Source organism: Pseudomonas boreofloridensis, assembly GCF_030580795.1.
Lineage (GTDB): Bacteria > Pseudomonadota > Gammaproteobacteria > Pseudomonadales > Pseudomonadaceae > Aquipseudomonas > Aquipseudomonas boreofloridensis.
The window spans coordinates 355,264-372,339 of sequence record NZ_JAUQOQ010000003.1 but is presented as its reverse complement, the minus strand read 5'-3'; the positions used below and the strand labels follow the sequence as shown (position 1 = coordinate 372,339).

12 protein-coding genes and 1 pseudogene are annotated in these 17,076 nt (G+C 63.5%); 1 reads left to right on the top strand and 12 read right to left on the bottom strand.

The annotated features are described in order from the left end of the window. A partial coding sequence (locus Q6A47_RS05880; protein ID WP_304483509.1) for an ankyrin repeat domain-containing protein occupies positions 1-860 on the bottom strand: 860 nt, incomplete at its 3' end. Positions 861-940: 80 nt separating this feature from the next. Between Q6A47_RS05880 and Q6A47_RS22940 the strand changes: the two are divergent. Then, positions 941-1,050, top strand: a pseudogene (locus tag Q6A47_RS22940) (OprD family outer membrane porin); the annotation flags it as partial. Between the two features lie 176 nt (positions 1,051-1,226). On the opposite strand, the gene Q6A47_RS05875 reads toward Q6A47_RS22940, so the two are convergent. The 11 genes from Q6A47_RS05875 to Q6A47_RS05825 all read right to left on the bottom strand — a co-directional run bounded on the left by Q6A47_RS05875 (position 1,227) and on the right by Q6A47_RS05825 (position 17,062). Next, positions 1,227-2,027 (bottom strand): hypothetical protein, encoded by an 801-nt coding sequence (locus Q6A47_RS05875; protein ID WP_304483508.1) that lies wholly within the window; start codon positions 2,025-2,027, stop codon positions 1,227-1,229. Positions 2,028-2,202: 175 nt separating this feature from the next. After that, a complete protein-coding gene (locus tag Q6A47_RS05870) occupies positions 2,203-3,339 on the bottom strand; it encodes an ankyrin repeat domain-containing protein (RefSeq protein WP_304483506.1) in 1,137 nt (378 codons plus the stop codon). Further along, positions 3,336-7,721: an RHS repeat-associated core domain-containing protein gene (locus tag Q6A47_RS05865; RefSeq protein ID WP_304483504.1), complete on the bottom strand. Its 4,386-nt coding sequence runs from the start codon at positions 7,719-7,721 to the stop codon at positions 3,336-3,338. Before Q6A47_RS05865 ends, Q6A47_RS05870 begins: the two co-directional genes overlap by 4 nt. 6 nt (positions 7,722-7,727) lie before the next feature. Further along, positions 7,728-8,162 (bottom strand): DcrB-related protein, encoded by a 435-nt coding sequence (locus Q6A47_RS05860; RefSeq protein WP_304483502.1) that lies wholly within the window; start codon positions 8,160-8,162, stop codon positions 7,728-7,730. A 12-nt stretch (positions 8,163-8,174) separates the two neighbouring features. Next, positions 8,175-10,112: a type VI secretion system Vgr family protein gene (locus Q6A47_RS05855; RefSeq protein WP_304483500.1), complete on the bottom strand. Its 1,938-nt coding sequence runs from the start codon at positions 10,110-10,112 to the stop codon at positions 8,175-8,177. 23 nt (positions 10,113-10,135) lie between these two features. After that, a complete protein-coding gene (tssH, locus tag Q6A47_RS05850; RefSeq protein WP_304483498.1) occupies positions 10,136-12,811 on the bottom strand; it encodes a type VI secretion system ATPase TssH in 2,676 nt (891 codons plus the stop codon). Further along, positions 12,804-13,853, bottom strand: coding sequence for a type VI secretion system baseplate subunit TssG (gene tssG, locus Q6A47_RS05845; protein WP_039582622.1), 1,050 nt, complete (start codon positions 13,851-13,853; stop codon positions 12,804-12,806). The genes tssH and tssG overlap by 8 nt, the downstream gene beginning before the upstream one ends. After that, on the bottom strand, positions 13,817-15,679 hold the full coding sequence (gene tssF / locus Q6A47_RS05840; RefSeq protein WP_304483495.1) for a type VI secretion system baseplate subunit TssF: 1,863 nt from the start codon (positions 15,677-15,679) through the stop codon (positions 13,817-13,819). Before tssF ends, tssG begins: the two co-directional genes overlap by 37 nt. After that, positions 15,676-16,191 (bottom strand): type VI secretion system baseplate subunit TssE, encoded by a 516-nt coding sequence (gene tssE, locus Q6A47_RS05835; protein WP_039582625.1) that lies wholly within the window; start codon positions 16,189-16,191, stop codon positions 15,676-15,678. Before tssE ends, tssF begins: the two co-directional genes overlap by 4 nt. After that, a complete protein-coding gene (locus tag Q6A47_RS05830) occupies positions 16,185-16,625 on the bottom strand; it encodes a hypothetical protein (protein ID WP_304483492.1) in 441 nt (146 codons plus the stop codon). Before Q6A47_RS05830 ends, tssE begins: the two co-directional genes overlap by 7 nt. After that, positions 16,622-17,062: a type VI secretion system amidase effector protein Tae4 gene (locus tag Q6A47_RS05825; protein ID WP_029613829.1), complete on the bottom strand. Its 441-nt coding sequence runs from the start codon at positions 17,060-17,062 to the stop codon at positions 16,622-16,624. Before Q6A47_RS05825 ends, Q6A47_RS05830 begins: the two co-directional genes overlap by 4 nt. Between the last annotated feature and the right edge of the window lie 14 nt (positions 17,063-17,076).

Genomic DNA, 17,076 nt, shown 5'->3' with positions numbered 1-17,076 from the left:
TCGAAGGTGAGCGCGGCCAGGCGCTCGAGCAGGCTGACCGGAAAGCGTCGTGCCGCATCGTCGGGGATTCCGGCCTGCGGTAGGGGCCACTCGCCTGGTAGGCACAGGCACAATTCGGTCATCGGCGCGGCCTGGTACAGGCCAGTGGTGAACAAGAGCTTGTGGGTGGTCTTGCCGTCGATCAGGCTGATGTGCAGGTCGATGCGCGAGTCATTGGTGGGGGGCGAGAAGGCAGTGGGCAGCACGTGCCCGAGGGTCTGGTCGACGAAGTTGACCAGGGTCTGCGCTGCACTGTCTTCGACGCCGGTCTCGGGATCCTGCGTGCCGTGGGCGCCGTTGTCTTGCAGCAGCCGCTCGGTGCTTGGGTGGCCCCACACACGGCTGGCGTCCAGAGGACTTCTGTTGAGGTAGAGGTGCAGCCGGTCGGGGCCTGCGCCTCGCTGAAGCAGTAGCGTCACCACGTCGTCGTGGCCACCTTGGGCGGCTGCGTACAGGGGCGGGCGCACGCTCCAGGGCGAGCCGTCTGGCCAGGCGCCTGCGTCCAGCAGGCATGTGCACGTTGCCAGATCGCCCTCGCTGGCTGCCAACTCCAATGCGGTGGAGTGACCATCGTCCAGGTAGGTGAGATTGGGATCCAGGCCTGCGTCGAGCAGTAAGGCGCAGATTTCAGTCTGGCTGGCGCTGGCTGCCAAATGCAACAAGCTAGGTCCATCGCCGTTGCCGTACCGCGGCAAAGTCAGCAGTTCAGGATACTTCTGGATAAAGGCGACCACCGCCGCCACTTTGCCTTCTGCGATGTCCTCATATAGTCGATCAAGTTGGGTTTCGTGCTGTTCGTAGAGTTTCTGCGCTTCGTTCATGTCTAAAACTTTCCCCTCATGAAGGCTTCGTCCAAGGGAGTAATAACGTATACCCCAAAACGCAGCCAACGATCTCGTACGCGTTGCCGGTCCTGCAATACGACAATTCGCGCCTGCTGCCTGAATGCTTCACCGGCACCTGATGATCTTGAAGGATATCGATAGGCTGAAACTGAACGCTGATAGATACAACTTCACCCTCTCGCTTTACATGTGATGGAGAGCCGCCGACCATTCCGTGACCTTCGGCTTCAGCGGCTATTAAACAGATATCGACAACCCATATTTGGACGAAGACGGCCTTCATGGTGAACAGTAACACTGTCTGAGCGAAACCCTGGGCCAGGCCAGGGCTTGCGTGTGGAGCTACCGCGCTAACAGTTCGGGATATTCGCCGAAACAGTATGCCATCGCCTCGGAGTCGATGCCGTACTCCCCTTTCCAGAAGTCCACCGGATAGCTCCAGTCCGATGAGCGCGAGCTGCTGGGCGCCAAGCCCTGATTGGTGAAGCGCTGTAACAGCCCTGGGTGCTCAGGCGTTTGCAAAATGCCGCAATGTCCCAGCAACTCAATGAAGCTGCGTGCTTCCTCTTCGGTCATCTTCACGCCCTTGAGCTTGCGTAACGCTTTGAGCATGTCCTTGGGTCTGGCGATGGGCGGCAAGTGGCGGATCATGTCGAAGATGCCAGCCGTGAGCGGCAGCGTCGCGGACGGCTGGCTGGGCAGGGCACTGGCCTCCTGAAGGAAGAACGCCATCTCGGCGATATCGCCCCCCAGGACGCTGCCGCACAGATAGCGCGTCTGGTTCAATGCCACGAAGTCGATGTCCATCTGCTCGAAGGCGCCGCATACCTGGCAGTTCAGCTGGTTGTCAACGCTGAAGGGGTGGTTCGGGAAGTGGGCCGCGCTTGCCAGCGCGGAAAGGCCAGCGCGAAGATGCGCCTGGTTGGTTTCCACGCCTTGGAGAAACTGCGCGACGATGTGCGCTTTATCGGCCTTGGCGTGTTCCTGCATCAGCCACTGCACCACCTGATCATGGGACATCGTCTGGCTCGCAGGGGCCAAGCCGGCTTTTTCAAGCAGCGGATCGAGCGCCTCGCCTGACTCATACGCTTCGAGCGCATCGCGGATGGCCTTCCATTGTTCGGATGTCGTCATTTGCCGCATGTCCTCGTATTGACCTTTCTCGGTGCTGCCTTGCTGACCAGTACGGGCAAGGCACTGACCAGCTCGGCGAGTGACTGCACCACTACCTTGAGTAGCCTGCCTTCGGCCATTTGCAGACGCTCGAAAACCTTGCTTGCCGAAGCGATACTGTGGGTCACATGGCACTAGTCCACCGCTACGGATTTGGCAACACCAGGGCCAGTGTCTTCCAGCTGCCCTTGCGCTTGCGCTCGATCAGTGAGGTCAAGGCCTTGCCGGTCGGACACTTTTTGAAGGCCACCGGAGCCAGCGTCAGCAGGTAAACGCTGTCCGGCGTGTGCGTTCGGCTGTCCGCTGCTTTGCTCCAGGGCTTGTCGACCGTCAGCAAGGCGTCGGTTTTCTCGGGCCAGGCCAGGTCGGCGAAGCGCGGGTCGCTGCGCAGGATCAATGTGCCCTCACTCAGCGGTGCTTCCTCGAAGGTGAGCGCGGCCAGGCGCTCGAGCAGGCTGACCGGAAAGCGTCGTGCCGCATCGTCGGGGATTCCGGCCTGCGGTAGGGGCCACTCGCCTGGTAGGCACAGGCACAATTCGGTCATCGGCGCGGCCTGGTACAGGCCAGTGGTGAACAAGAGCTTGTGGGTGGTCTTGCCGTCGATCAGGCTGATGTGCAGGTCGATGCGCGAGTCATTGGTGGGGGGCGAGAAGGCAGTGGGCAGCACGTGCCCGAGGGTCTGGTCGACGAAGTTGACCAGGGTCTGCGCTGCACTGTCTTCGACGCCGGTCTCGGGATCCTGCGTGCCGTGGGCGCCGTTGTCCTGCAGCAGCCGCTCGGTGCTTGGGTGGCCCCACACACGGCTGGCGTCCAGAGGACTTCTGTTGAGGTAGAGGTGCAGCCGGTCGGGGCGTGCGCCTCGCTGAAGCAGTAGCGTCACCACGTCGTCGTGGCCACCTTGGGCGGCTGCGTACAGGGGCGGGCGCACGCTCCAGGGCGAGCCGTCTGGCCAGGCACCTGCGTCCAACAGGCATTTGCACGTTGCCAGATCGCCCTCGCTGGCTGCCAACTCCAATGCGGTGGAGTGACCATCGTCCAGGCAGGTGAGATTGGGATCCAGGCCTGCGTCGAGCAGTAAGGCGCAGATTTCAGTCTGGCTGGCGCTGGCCGCCATATGCAACAAGCTTTCTTCATCGCCCTCGCCGTAGCGGAGCAGAGTCAGCAGGTCAGGAAACTTCTGTACAAAGGCGACCACCTTCGCCACGTTGCCTTCAGCGATGTCTTCATAAAGTCGATCAAGTTTGGTTTCATGCTTTTCGTAGAGTTTCTGCGCTTCGTTCATTTGTTGATCGTTCCCGCTGTGAAGGCTTTGCCCAATCTGGCGAGCGCTCGCTCCACGGCCGGCGTCCCTTTTGCATCGGCTTTCTGCAGGCGCTCGAAGACTTTCCTGGCCGAAGCGACGCTGTGCGTCCCACGGCCATTCTCCGCCCAGGTGAAATTCCTCAAGTCCGTATTCAGGTCGATCTTGTGCTTCCTCATGATCGCCTGGGCATTGAGGATGTAGTCGCGATTTTCCTGCTTCCAGTTCCTCGGTGCATACTCGCGAACGATATGATGGCGATGTGGCCGGACCATGTTGGTCGGTTTGGTCTCATCCAGCTTCGCCATGTCCTCTTTATTCAGCCTGCAGACCTCCAACCCTAGCGGATCGATCCAGGTTGCCGGTGTCGGGGCGTACTGATAAAGATTCAGCCCGCCCGCCAGGCCGATCGGATCAGGCTGGGTGAAGCGGCCGATATCCGGGTCGTAGAAGCGGAAGGTGTTGTAGTGCAGGCCTGTTTCTCGATCCAGGTATTGACCCTGCATGCGCAGGTTCTGCTCCTGGACCAAGCCGTCCTGGCGAACTTCCTGGACGGTATTGCCCCACACTTGGTACTGGGCCTGCCACAGTAATTGGCCGGTGTCGTCGCTCAGGCGTTCCGGCAGGCCATTGAGGTCATTCTGGTAGTGATGCACCCGCTGGTGAGCGCCTACACCTTCAACGCGCGCCAGAGGCTCATGGCTGTCCTGGTCGTCATAGAGGTAAAGGCTGTGCTGGCCATGCCGGACTTCCTCCAGCAGGCGATAGCCATCCCAGCCGAAACGCGAAAGGCCCAACTGGCGTCCCGTCTCGTCGTGTTCACTTTTTTCGATACGCCGGCCCAGAGGGTCGTAAGTCATGCGCACGATCCGCTCGCGGCCGTTGTTGTGGCTGCGCACCTCGATCAGGCGGTGTTCGGCGTCGTAGGCGAAACGCTGTAGGCCACGCCTGGCGCTGCGCTTTTCGATCAGCCTGCCGAAGGCATCGTAGCGATAGCGCTTGTCCTGATAGGTGAGCACGCGGTTATGCCGTACCCACCCCAGCGACGGCGTATCGAGCAGGTTGGCGGCGGCATCGTAGGCGAAGACTTCGTCGGGTAGCGCAGCATGGGGCTGGCTGCTACTGACGATTCGCTCGTTGGCATCGTGTTGCAGGTGTTGCTGGACGATACCTTCGGGACTCTGCCGAAAGCGCACGGCCAGGTTGTCCGCCAGGTCGTACTCGAAGCGTTGCTGCAACGGTGCGGGCAGACGTCGGGGTACTGTTCGGGGGTGGCTCAGGCGCGAGCGAAGGCGGCCGGCGCGATCGTACTCGCTGCGCGTCTCGAACCCGCCCTGAATGCGCAGCACCTCACGGTGCAGGCGGTCGCGCTCGAAATCGCAGATGACCTTGCCGTCCAGGTTGACCTGATGCAGATGGCCGCTGCCGTAGTACAGCTGGTTGAGCGTACGCCCATCCGGCAGCAAGGTCTGCAGGCGATTGCCCAGTGCGTCATGGCGGTGATGAAGGGTTCCATTGCTGCCCTGCTCCTGGGTCCGCTGGCCGAGGGCATCGAAAGCGAACGCGACGGTCTCGCGCTTGCCTTGGTTGTCGGTGAAACAGGCCTGCAGCAGTTGGTCTAGGGCGTCGTACTGGTACTCCGTACGGCCATCGTCGGTCACCTTGGCCAGCAGCCGGCAGCCAGCATCACGCTCGAAGAAATGGCTGATCACGGCCGCTGGCGTCGGGGACACCAGCGCCAGGCCGGTCCCGTGCGGTCCGGGCAGGTAGTCGAGCCGCGAGAGGCAGTCGAGAGCGTCGTAGTGATAGCGTTTGGCGCTGTCGTCCAGGTCCCGCTGCTCGACCAGACGATCGGCGGCATCCCAGGTGAAGCGGTACTGCTCGCCATTTTCGTTGGTCAGGCTGAGCAATCGGCCGTACAGGTCGTAGCGGTACTCCACGGTACGGCCCAAGGGATCGACCAACTGCCGCAACTGGCCGCGCGCATCGTACTGGAACTGACGCTGATGGCCGGCAGTGTCGGTATGACGAGCCAGCCGGTCGCCCACGGCATAGTCGAAAGATTGAGTGCGGCCGTCGGGCAGGCGCACCTGCACCAGTCGTCCGGACGCATCGTGCTGGTAGTCGGTACGTTCGCCGTGGGCGTCGATGAGCGCTGCCAGATGACCTCGGTGGTCGTAATCCAGACGCGTGGTGTAGCCGGAGCAGTCGGTCAGGGCACGCAGGGCGCCGAAGTCGGTCCACTGCAACTGCTTGGCCCGACCCGCAGCATCGGTTATTTCGATCACCTGACCGTGTGGGTCATACCGGTAATGGGTCGTCTGGCCGAGCGGATCGGTCTCGCGGATGCAGTTGCCACGGGCATCGTAGTGGTATCGCCAGCAGTGGCCGGCGGCGTCCATGCGTGAGCGGGGCAGCGCCCAATGCTCCAGCCACTGCGTCGACACGCAGCGGCCCAGAGGGTCGAAGGTCTCGCTGAGGTTGCCGGACTCGTCGTAGTTGAACGACCAGCGTCCGCCGTCCGGGTCGCTGGCGCCGAGCAGTTGCCGGTCTGCGTTCCAGTCGAAACGCCAGGTGCGCCCCAAGGCGTCGGTGTAGGCCGTGATCTGGTACTGGTCGTTCCAGTGGCGTGTGGTGACCCGTTGCAGTCCGTCGGTGACGCGTGTGATGCCCGCTGTCAGGTCGTACTCGAAGCTGTACTCATCACCTGCATCCGTCCAGTGACGAATCACTCGCCAGCCATCCGCCGTCTGCGCCCATTGGTAGTAGCAACTCAAACCGGTGGGCAGTTGGTGCTCGACCATGCGTCCGCCAGTGTCGTAGCTGAAGCGGCGCGTGACCTGCCCGTGGCGATTCTTGACCTGCGCGAGGCGACCAGCGCCGTCGTAGCCGTAGCTCACCAGTGGCTCGACGCTCGCGTCGGTCAGGCGCCGCTCGATCTGGCTCAGGCGCTGCGGCCATTGCGGGTCGTAGCTCAAGAGCGCTTCGGTCTGGTCGAACGTGTCGCGTAGCCCACGTAGCCGTCCGCTGTCGTCGTAATCGAGAAAGAGGCGGTTGTCGTTGCGATCACCGATCTGGCTCAAACGCAGGCGCGTGGGATTGGCGGGTGAGGGCTGGAACAACCGGTAGCGGCCGTCGCGGTCCTCGATCAACACCTCGCCGTTGTGGTCGCGACGCACACTCAAGCCTTCGGCCGCGCTATAGACCGCATCGCCTGGCACGATACTGCCCATTTCGATGGCCCGGGCCTGCTCGTCGACGAATACCAGCTCTTCGCCACCTTGCGTGTGCGTCTTGAGCTCGAGGTAGACCTCGTACGGCACGCTCCAGCCGGTGCCCAGCAGCCCGTCTTCACGTTGGCCGTGGCTGTTGTAGTAGCGTTGCCAGGTGATGGGCAGCAGGGCCGGCAGGTCGAAGTCGTGATCGTCCTCGCCATTGAGCAGCTTGGCGCCGGTCGGTGTATGTACCGGGTTGGGCGAGCCGACGATGGCCGAGGTGAGGGCGCTGGTGACCTGGCTGGTGACCAGCTGAGTGACGCCACCGATGAGCATGCAGCCGAACTTGCTGTAGAACTTGCCGCCGCGCCCGCGCAGCAGCATCAGCGCGGTGATCGCCAGGCCGATGCCGGGCGTCTTGCCGCTGCGGATCTCGCGCACCACGATGGGCTCGCCGCCTATGCGCACGTTGCTGGAAATCTCGCCAGCGTCCACCACTACCGCCTCGCAGGTGCTGCGATCGCCACTACGGCAGGCCGGGTGGCCGTTGATGAGCACCTTGCTGGAGCCTTCGGCCAGATATTGCGGCGGCATCGCCGGATGTTTGTCGCAGAGGATCTTGTCGTCTTCCGCTTCCTGGGTATTGGGCGCCGGTGTCGCCACGGTCGGCCGCCACATTTGGGAGAAGAAGCCCTTGGCCATGTCCAGGAAGCTTTCTTCCGGCTCCTCGCCCGCTGGTTGGCCGGAGGCGTCCGCTGCCGGCCCCACCGGCCCGGTGACGATGCCTGCTGCACGGGCGGCAGGCTTGCCGTTGGTGTGGGTGTTGCCCGAGCCGGTAGCGATGTGCGCCTGCACCGAAGGCGGGAAAAGCGCGTTGCCGATGCCGTCGCATAATCGGCTCAGGCCGGTATCGGCACCGCTCTTGGCCATGGCCACGCCGACCACCAGGCCGACTGCGGCACCCAGCACGAAGCAGCCCAGTCCACCGGTAGCCACGGTGATGCCCAGCGCTGCGCCAACGGCCGCGGTGGCCAGTGCGCCGATCGCCACGTTGGCTGCCACTTCCAGCACGCCCCCGACGATATCGGCCATCATCGAGGTGTGCATCAGCGCGTCACCCTCGCGCGCTGCCCAGAATGCGTCCGACATACCCGTTCAGCCCAGGTTGTCGAAGTCGAGCGACTGCTTGATGGCGGCCCAGTGCGACGCTTCGGCTTCACCCAGGGGCGAGGGCTTCACGTAGCTCAGGGCGAACATCTTGCGCGTACCCGGCAGCACCAGCGCCAATTGGTACTGGTAGACCATTTCCTGGCCCTTGCTGAACTGGCTGCTCAGCTCGATGGCCTCGATGTCCTGCGCAGCGCCCACCTTCACCGGGTGAGCCGGCTGGAATTGCAAGTCCTTGACCTGCTGTTGCAGACGCTGCAATTGACCATCGAAGTTGCTCTGCAGCGTTTCGTCATCCGCGAGCGCACTGCGGCTGACGATCAGCGAGGTGCCCAGGCGTTCGAAGCGCAGGATGTTGATGCTGGTGTCGCGCACGTCGGTATCGGGCAGCGCCAGGCGGAATTCGTTGAGGCGGTAGGTCATGCAAAGGTCTCGTCAATGGCCAGCGTCGGAGAAGCGGCTCTTCACGGCCGCATCGATGGCGTCTTTTACGCCGTCACCGTCCGGAGCAGTCTGCGCGCCGCTGCCGACGTTGAGGTCCAGGGTGCCGCCGGTATTGATCTGCGCATCCTCGCGGGCGTGAAAGTTGAACTGCTCGCAACTGATGTTGATATGGCCGCTGGCGTTGAGCTCGAGCACGCTCTTGCCGCAGACCAGACGCAAGGTCTCGCCCGCCTCGATCAGATAGCGGGTGCTGACGCTGTCGGTCTTGCTCGCGCCCACGATCAGCGTGTCGTCGCGGCGCACGGCGCGCAGGCGGTCCATCCCGATGGTAATGGTTTCCAGCATGCCCACCGTCTGCACCCGGCTGGCGCCTACTGCCAGCGTCTCGTTCTGCTCCACCACCGTGTCCATGTTGCGCTCGGCGTGCACGTACAGCTGTTCCTCCCCGCGCTTGTCCTCCATGCGGATCTCATTGAAGTTCGCTGCGCTGCCGCCCTTGCTCGAGCGGCTCTTCATGCCGCTCTGGGTGGCGTTGGCCGGCAGGTCGTAGGGCACTGTCTGCTCACCGTTGTAGACACGACCGGTGATGATCGGCGAATCAGGGTCGCCTCCAAGGAAGCTGACGATGACTTCCTGGCCGATCCTCGGCACCTGCATCGCGCCCCAGTTCTTGCCGGCCCAGGATTGCGAAACACGAATCCAGCAGGAGCTGTTCTCGTCCGATTGGTCATGGCGATCCCAGTAGAAGTGGACCTTGACCCGGCCGTGTTCGTCGGTCCAGATTTCCTCGTCTTTGGGGCCGACCACTAGGGCGGTCTGCGGACCCATGACCTTTGGCCGGGTGGTGCTGGAAACCGAACGGAAGGTCTGCAATGCATCGGTGCAGGTCAGGTCGCTTTCGAACTGGCCTGAACCACTGCCGCCGCCGGTTTCCAGTGACTCCTGGATGATGTGATAACGCGCCGCGACGATCAGGTACTCACGGTTCTGGTCCAGTCGCCAGAAGCTGGTGAGGGCGAACAGGTGGCCGCAGGCCAGCCCTCGGGCGTTGCCGTGCATGTCGATGCGTTCGTGCAGGCTTTGCAACGACTCCATGCGCGTGCGCGCATACTGCTCGCCATCCTCTGTCTTGCTGTAGCCACCGGGGTAGTCGAACAGCGGATAGGCGCCGCCGGAGTGTGGCCGTGGCATGACCGAACGCACGTCCAGACGCGCGCTGGGACGCTCGAAGTCGTAGTCGTTGAGCTCCAGCGAGCCTGGCTGTACCTCGCGGGCCAGATGCCAGTCGTTGATGTGATCACGCTCGCGGTGCTGGCCATCCGGTGGGTAGAACGGCACGGCCTCATAACCGGGTGCTTTGTGGTGGGCGATGAACGCGTCGGCCAGCACCAGGACGTGACGGGCTTTTTCATGGCGGAAGTAGTAGTAGATGCCCTCATCTTCCATCAAGCGACTGACGAAATCGAAGCTGGTCTCGCAGTACTGCACGCAATACTCGCGCTCGGGGTAGCTGCGGCTCAAACGGTCCTCGAAGTCCGAGAACCCCAGGTCGCGGAACACCTGCTGGATGATCTGCGGCACCGTCATCTTCTGGAAAATCCGGCAGTCGCTGGTGCGCGTCAGCAGCCACAGCCAGGGCCGCAACGTGACCCGATAGCTGGCGAATTGGCCACGGGCGACGGACTGGCTACAGCGTGCAACGATGCCATGGAAGTGCCGTTGGCTCAGGCCGTGGGTCTGCACGGAAACGCTCAAGGGCGCGCCGAGCAGCAGGTTGAGGTCGACTGCTGGGTTCTGGCTGGTCAGGCTCAGCTCGAACTCGAACAGCCGGCCCAACTCTTCGCTGCCGCCCAGCTCGCTGAGAATCAGCACGTCCGGCCCCAAGGGGCTGTTGATCTGCGCCAGGCGCGTCGTTTGCGTGAACAGCATGGAGGATCCCGTGGGTGCGGCGCTCAATCGGCCGCGCTGAAGTCATAGTGCAGTTCGTTGTCCTGAGCCGTGATGCGCACGCTGGCCAGCGGCTTGCCTTCGAGCATGCGTGTGAGGAACTCGCGGCTCATGTCCGGCAACAGTCCGTTGGTGAGGATGGCGTCGATCATCCGCCCGCCGCTCTCGGTTTCAGTGCAGCGCGAGACGATCAGCTCCACGACCGCGTCGTCGTAGGCGAAGCCGACCTTGTGCGTAGCCTCCACGCGCTTGCGGATACGCTCCAGTTGCAGGCGGGTGATGGCCTGGAGCATGGCATCGCTGAGCGGATAGTAGGGGATGGTCACCAGGCGGCCGAGCAGGGCGGGCGGAAAGATCTCCAGCAGCGGCTTGCGCAGCAGGGTGGCTACCGCGTCGGGCTCCGGCAGGGTCTTTGGATCTTGGCAAATGTCGGCGATCAGCTCGGTGCCGGCGTTGGTGGTGAGCAGGATCAGCGTGTTGCGAAAATCGATCTGCCGCCCTTCGCCGTCTTCCATGACGCCCTTGTCGAACACCTGGAAGAAGATTTCGTGCACGTCGGGGTGAGCCTTCTCCACTTCGTCGAGCAGCACCACGCTGTACGGCCGGCGACGCACGGCCTCGGTCAGCACACCGCCTTCGCCGTAGCCGACATAGCCGGGTGGCGCGCCCTTGAGGGTGGAGACGGTATGCGCCTCCTGGAACTCGCTCATGTTGATGGTGATCAGGTTCTGCTCGCCGCCGTACAGGGCCTCGGCCAAGGCCAGCGCCGTCTCGGTCTTGCCCACGCCCGAGGTGCCGGCCAGCATGAACACACCGATGGGCTTGTTCGGGTTATCCAGCCCGGCGCGAGAGGTCTGGATGCGCTTGGCGATCATCTTCAAGGCGTGGTCCTGGCCGATGATGCGCTTGGCCAGGTGGCTGTCGAGGTTGAGGACGGTCTCGATCTCATTGCGCGCCATGCGCCCGACCGGAATGCCGGTCCAATCGGCGACTACCGAAGCCACGGCTTGATAGTCGACGGTGGGCAGGATCAATGGGCTTTCGCCCTGCAAGACGCTCAGGCGCTGTTGCAGGTCGATCAGTCGCTCACGCAGTTCATGGCTGCCCTGCGCGTCCACGTCCTGGTCGACGACACCGACCTGCTCACGCAGCCGTGCGCGGGTGGCCAGCAACTCGTCGACCAGCGCCTTTTCGTCGCTCCAACGGCTTTCCAGGGTGTGCAGGCGCTCGCGCTCTTCGGCCAGAAGGCGCTCGGCCGAGGCCTGACGCTGGGTGGTGTCGACGCCGATGGCTGCCTCGCGGGCGATGATCTGCAACTCGACTTCCAGCGCTTCGATGCGCCGCCGGCTGTCGTCCACTTCGGCGGGCACGGCGTGCAGGCTGATGGCAACGCGTGCGCAGGCAGTGTCGAGCAGGCTCACGGATTTATCGGGCAATTGCCGCGCGGGAATGTAGCGGTGCGACAGTTTCACGGCCGCTTCCAACGCTTCGTCGAGGATCTGCACCTGATGGTGTTTCTCCATGGTCGAGGCCACCCCGCGCATCATCAGCACGGCCTTGTCCTCGCTCGGCTCATCGACCTGCACCACCTGGAAGCGCCGGGTGAGTGCCGGGTCTTTCTCGATGTGCTTCTTGTACTCGGCCCAGGTGGTGGCGGCCACGGTGCGCAGGCTGCCGCGGGCCAGGGCCGGTTTGAGCAGGTTGGCGGCGTCACCGGTGCCGGCTGCGCCGCCGGCGCCGACCAGCGTGTGGGCTTCGTCGATGAACAGGATGATCGGCTTGGGCGAGGCCTGGACGTCTTCGATGACCTGGCGCAGGCGCTGCTCGAACTCACCCTTCATGCTGGCGCCGGCCTGTAGCAGGCCGACGTCCAGGCTGCGCAATTCGACGTCCTTGAGCGCCGGCGGCACGTCGCCGGCGACGATGCGCAGGGCGAATCCTTCGACCACGGCGGTCTTGCCCACCCCGGCTTCGCCGGTGAGGATCGGGTTGTTCTGGCGGCGGCGCATGAGGATGTCGACCAGTTGGCGGATTTCCTCGTCGCGTCCGACGATTGGATCGAGCTTGCCACTGCGCGCCTGCTCGGTGAGGTCGACGGTGAAGCGCTTGAGCGCCTCCTGCTTGCCCATCGCGGCGGGGGCGACAGCGCCACTGGCCTCGCCTGGTACCGCCGCGTTGAAGCCGTCGCTGGCGCCCAGGTCGTTCTCGGGAGAGTCGCCGACGTATTCGTCGAAGCGCTCGCTCAGGGCCTCGATCTTGAGTTTGGCGAACTCGCTCGACAGCCCCAGCAGGGCATTACGCAGACTCGACGTCTTGAGAATGCCGACTAGCAGATAACCGGTGCGCACCTGGCTCTGACCGAACATCAAACTGCCGTACACCCAGCCGCGTTCGACCGCTTCTTCCACCTGCGAGGACAGATCGGTGATCGAGGTGGAACCGCGTGGCAGACGATCCAAGGCATCGGTGAGGTCTCGGGCCAGGCGCGCCGGCTCGACGTTGAACTGACGCACGATGCGGTGCAGGTCGCTGTCTTGCAACTGCAACAACTGGTGCAACCAATGCACCAGTTCCACATAGGGGTTGCCGCGCAGCTTGCAGAACACCGTGGCGGCTTCGATGGCTTTGTAGGCCACGCTGTTGAGTTTGCCGAACAGCGCGGCGCGACTGATTTCACCCATGTTGCGGACTCCTTGTGCGGGGGGATTGGACCGGTTGCTCGGCGTAGTAGCGAGCCAGTTTGAGATCGTTGGCATCGTGTTGAGGTGTGCCGGCCCAGGTGTCGAAGCCCAGGCGCCTGCCGGCATCGAGCTGCAATGCAGGCACTTGTTCGCGAGCGAGGATAAGGTTCAGGTCCCAATCGAGCTCATGGCCTTGGTACTCGGCGACCCAGGCCGCCAGCTCGACGAAGGCTTGGCCGCCGGGCAGCAGGGCGTGGTATTGCTCCAGGTTCAGCGGGCCAATGCACAGGCGGAACTTGTGCTGGCGATCCCAGACGTGGCGCCCCAGGCACAGGTCCACGCCCAGGCGGTTGGCATGTACGCTCATGCGGCTGCGCTCGGGCAGTTCCAACCACTGGCCGACATACTCTTCGATGTGTACAGGCACGTCGAAATAGCTCGACAGAATGCTGCACAGCCCGTCCGGGTAGCGCGTCTGCGCCGCCAGATGGCCTGAATAGTGCAGTTTGGCCGTATATGGCAGTGGGCCTTGGTGCTGCAGTTCGGGCTGACCTCGGCCGATCAGCGCCGCCAGGCGCGCGGCCCAATAGTCGTCGTCGGGCCGGTCGTGGCTGACTGTCGGCCGTGCCTCGGCCCAAGCCCGATAGAACAGCGTCAGCAGGCGGTGGTGGAAGATGTCGAGGAAGCGCTTGCTGGTGTGGTCGGCGTGGTTGCGCTCGCGCTCGCGCAGGTACTCGGTCAGGTGCAGTGGCAGTGGGCCGTTGGGGCCGCCAAGGCCGAAGAAGAACTGCTCCAGACGCGCGGGCCCGATGTCGCTGTAGGTTATCGAAGCCAGTGTCGCCGGCGCGAAGCTGCAATCGAGGTGCTGACCCAGACGCACGGGTTCGTCGGCCAGGCGCTGGGCATGGCCAAAGCGCGGCAAATCTGGGTGCTCGGTCTCCAGGCGGCGTAGCGCCTGGAAGAAGTCGAACGCCCAGGGTTCGGCGTGCATGGCCTCGAGTATGTTCACAGGCTCGGCCTGCGTCCGGGCTTGGCTTTCCATCGCATGATCTCGCCGCGCTCGGTGGTGCGCAGCACGGTTTCGGTAAAGCTGTTGATGGAGACGTAACGCGTCAGGAAACGCTCGAATACTGCACCGAGCAGGAACACGCCTGTTCCGCGGAAGGCGTTCTCGTCGAATTCCAGAGTGATTTCCAGGCCTCGGCCGAACACGATGGGTCCTGGCATCGGCAGGCGTCGCGTGCAAGGTTTGGCGCTGACCTCGCGCAGGCCTTCGATTTGCAGATGCAAGGCGCTGTCCTGGCTGTCGCCGTAAAGGCGTAGCAGCTCGCGCAGCGCTGCCGCCCCTTGACCCTGCTCGGTGAGCGACAAGTAATTGAGCGACAACTGGCTGATCAGGCGCCAGGCGCGGTTGTCGTGGGCGTGGCTGGCCTTCGGCCGGCTGGGACCTGCCAGGCAGCGCACCGCAGAAACCGGCGCGCTGTCGGCCAGGCTGAAATCGCTGCGTCCGTCGCCCACGTTCATGAACAGTGGCAGGTCGCGGTTGCTGCACAGCGCGCTGATACCCAACTGGCGCAAGTCGTGTCGGTAGGGCGCCTGCTGGCCGTCGACCAGGCTGATGAACGTCTCGCTGCCCATGTAACTCGAGCGCGTGCCGGTACGCCGCTGCTCGCTGGACAATACGCGCTGTTCGCGGCGCAGGATGTAGTACGCCTGGTCGCGACCGTAGCGCGATGGGTCGCGCACCGCATAGAACGGCAGGAACGACTGGTCCGAGCCCGTGCCGTGACCGGTGACGGCCTGCAGTGAGTGGATTTCGAAGTCGGTGGGCCGGGTGCGGTCGGCGATCACATGGTGCTCGTTGACCTTGTCGGTCAGATGGAGGCGGTCGGTGCGGCGTGGAAACAGGTTGATCGCCGGGGTGCAAAAGGGCACCAGGCGCTCGGCGCCAACACTGTTTTCCAAGGTCGAATCGAAACGCTCGAACAGGACCAGCAGTTCCAGCTCCTGGCCGTTGCAGCGCTTGACCGCGCGCTCGAGCCCGGCGAAGTCGACGAACAGGAACCGTTGCGGCAGGGCGAAATACTCCTGCAGCAGGCGGTAGCCCTGGAAGGCTTGCGGCACCACCGGCAGGGCGGCCTCATGGTCGTCGAAACCGCATGGGCGCAGCGCCTGTTCCAGCGGGATGCGCTCGACCCAGTCGGCGCCGGGCTGGCGGGCGAACACCGCGCAGGCGCTGCCGAGCAACTGCTCGTACAGGCGATAGGGCATCTCGTCGGCACCATTGAGGTACAACGGCAAGTGCTTGAGTGGCAGGCTGGAGAATGGAATCTCGGCGCCGCTGCGCAGGGTCAGGCGCAAGGCCGCACGAGCCTTGGGCTCGCTGGCAGCGAGGCGACCGAGTACCGCGCCTGGGTTGCCGAAGTACTCTGCGCGCGCCACCTGCAGCGGCCACAAGGTCACCTCTTGGGTGCTGCGGAATTCGCAGGGGGTTTGCGAATCGCGGCCCAGGTTGGCGCGTAATGCGCTGCCGCGCGGCAGCGGGAAACCGGCACTGAGCGAGCCCTCGTCGGGGTCGGTCTGCAACTGCACGATGGTCATCGACGGGGTCGGTGCCAGGTAGTGCGGGTAGGCGATTTCCAGCAGGTTATGGGTGAAGGTCGGATACTCGGCGTCGAGTTTGAACTGCACCCGTGCGGTGAGGTAGGCAAAGCCTTCGAGCAGGCGCTCGACGTAAGGGTCGGCGCATTCGATGCCGGAGAGCGTCAGGCGCCCGGCGATCTTGGGATACTCACGGGCAAATTCCGCAGCGCTCTCGCGGATGTGGCGCAGTTCTTGGTTGTACAGTTCGAGCAAGCGCGGATTCATGCGCGTCTCCGGCGATCGGCGGTGGTTACACGCACCTGCCCAGACTCCAGGTCCAGGTCGGTCTGCAGCAGCAGTGGCAGGGCCGCGGGCTGGGCCCAGAGGTCGCCTTCGATTTCGAAACTCAGGGCGTTGGCATTCATTTCAGCCGGCGCGGCCAGGGCTCGGACACGCAGCGTGTGGGTCAGGATGCGCGGCTCGTAGGTGGCGATGGCTTGATGAATGATGCGCTCAAGGGCCTGCAGATCGATGTTGGTGGCGCAGTTGCCGGCCAACGCAGGCAGTCCGTAGTTGATCACCGAGGTGCCGGCCGGGGTATTCAGGGTGTCGTCGCTGTCGAGCAACGAGGTGGTGTTCAGTAGCCAGGCCAAGTCGCGCAGGACCGAGGCCTTGAGCTGTTGCAGCGACAGTACGCGTTTGTCCGGAGCTTCCTGCGGGTTGCCGGGATCATCGTCGGTCAGACGATCGAGCAGCGAGGGTTGCAGGCGGTCGCGGGCGGCGATGTCGGCTACCACGTGAATAGCCCCACGAAGTCCTTCTGGTCCAGGGGACCGGTCATGCAGCTCCCACCTTTTGCCAAGATGGACGGTTCGAGCACGCTGTCCATCAGGCGCACGGCCTGATACTGGCTATCACATCGCCCAGGCGTTGAGGGATCGGCTTCGACATGGCTCACAATGATGACCTGTGCTCCTCTGAACTGCTCCACTCGAGGCCGGCCAGTGTTGCGTTCGGGGCTCAATTGGCATGGCCACGGCATCTGCAGCTCCAAAAGCGATTGATCGCTTTTTTGCAAGGCGCAGCGGCCTTGGTGACTCACCAGCGCAAGCGTTTGCCCGCCAAGGGTGACTTGTGAGTTGGGCGGCGCAGATGACGTTAGGTGTTCGCCACACGCATTCATGGCAAGTAGGGCTAGAAGGCCGGGTACGACCTTGATCAGCCTCTTCATGTTAGCTCCCAGAACCAGACGGCCTTGGAGCGATGTGCTTGATCGGCGAAGGAGCCAGTTACCCGGCCTCTATCCCAAAGATCGATGTGGTCCCCGCTACGGTTTTCGAAGGACTGTCCCGAGCGTGCAAAGCAATCCTTGAAGAAGATGAGGCCGCGTTTGCCATTGAGCTTCTTTCTGTCCATGGCGCTGCCGCTCAATTGCACAGGCGCTCCAAGGTGATGTTTCCATAGCCAGTTCGCCAACGACTCAGCGCCTCTGGCGTGCCCATGGGCGCAACGCGGCTCACTGTACGTTCTGGCGTTGACCTTGATCGTATGCTCGCCATTTAGCGCGATGCTCATACGAATCGCACATTGGTTGTCCCAAGGTCCGTCGCAAGGTGCTGCAACAATGGGGTAGGCATTCCAAAGGTTCATGAAAGAAGGCTTGGCCATGACCGATTACCTTG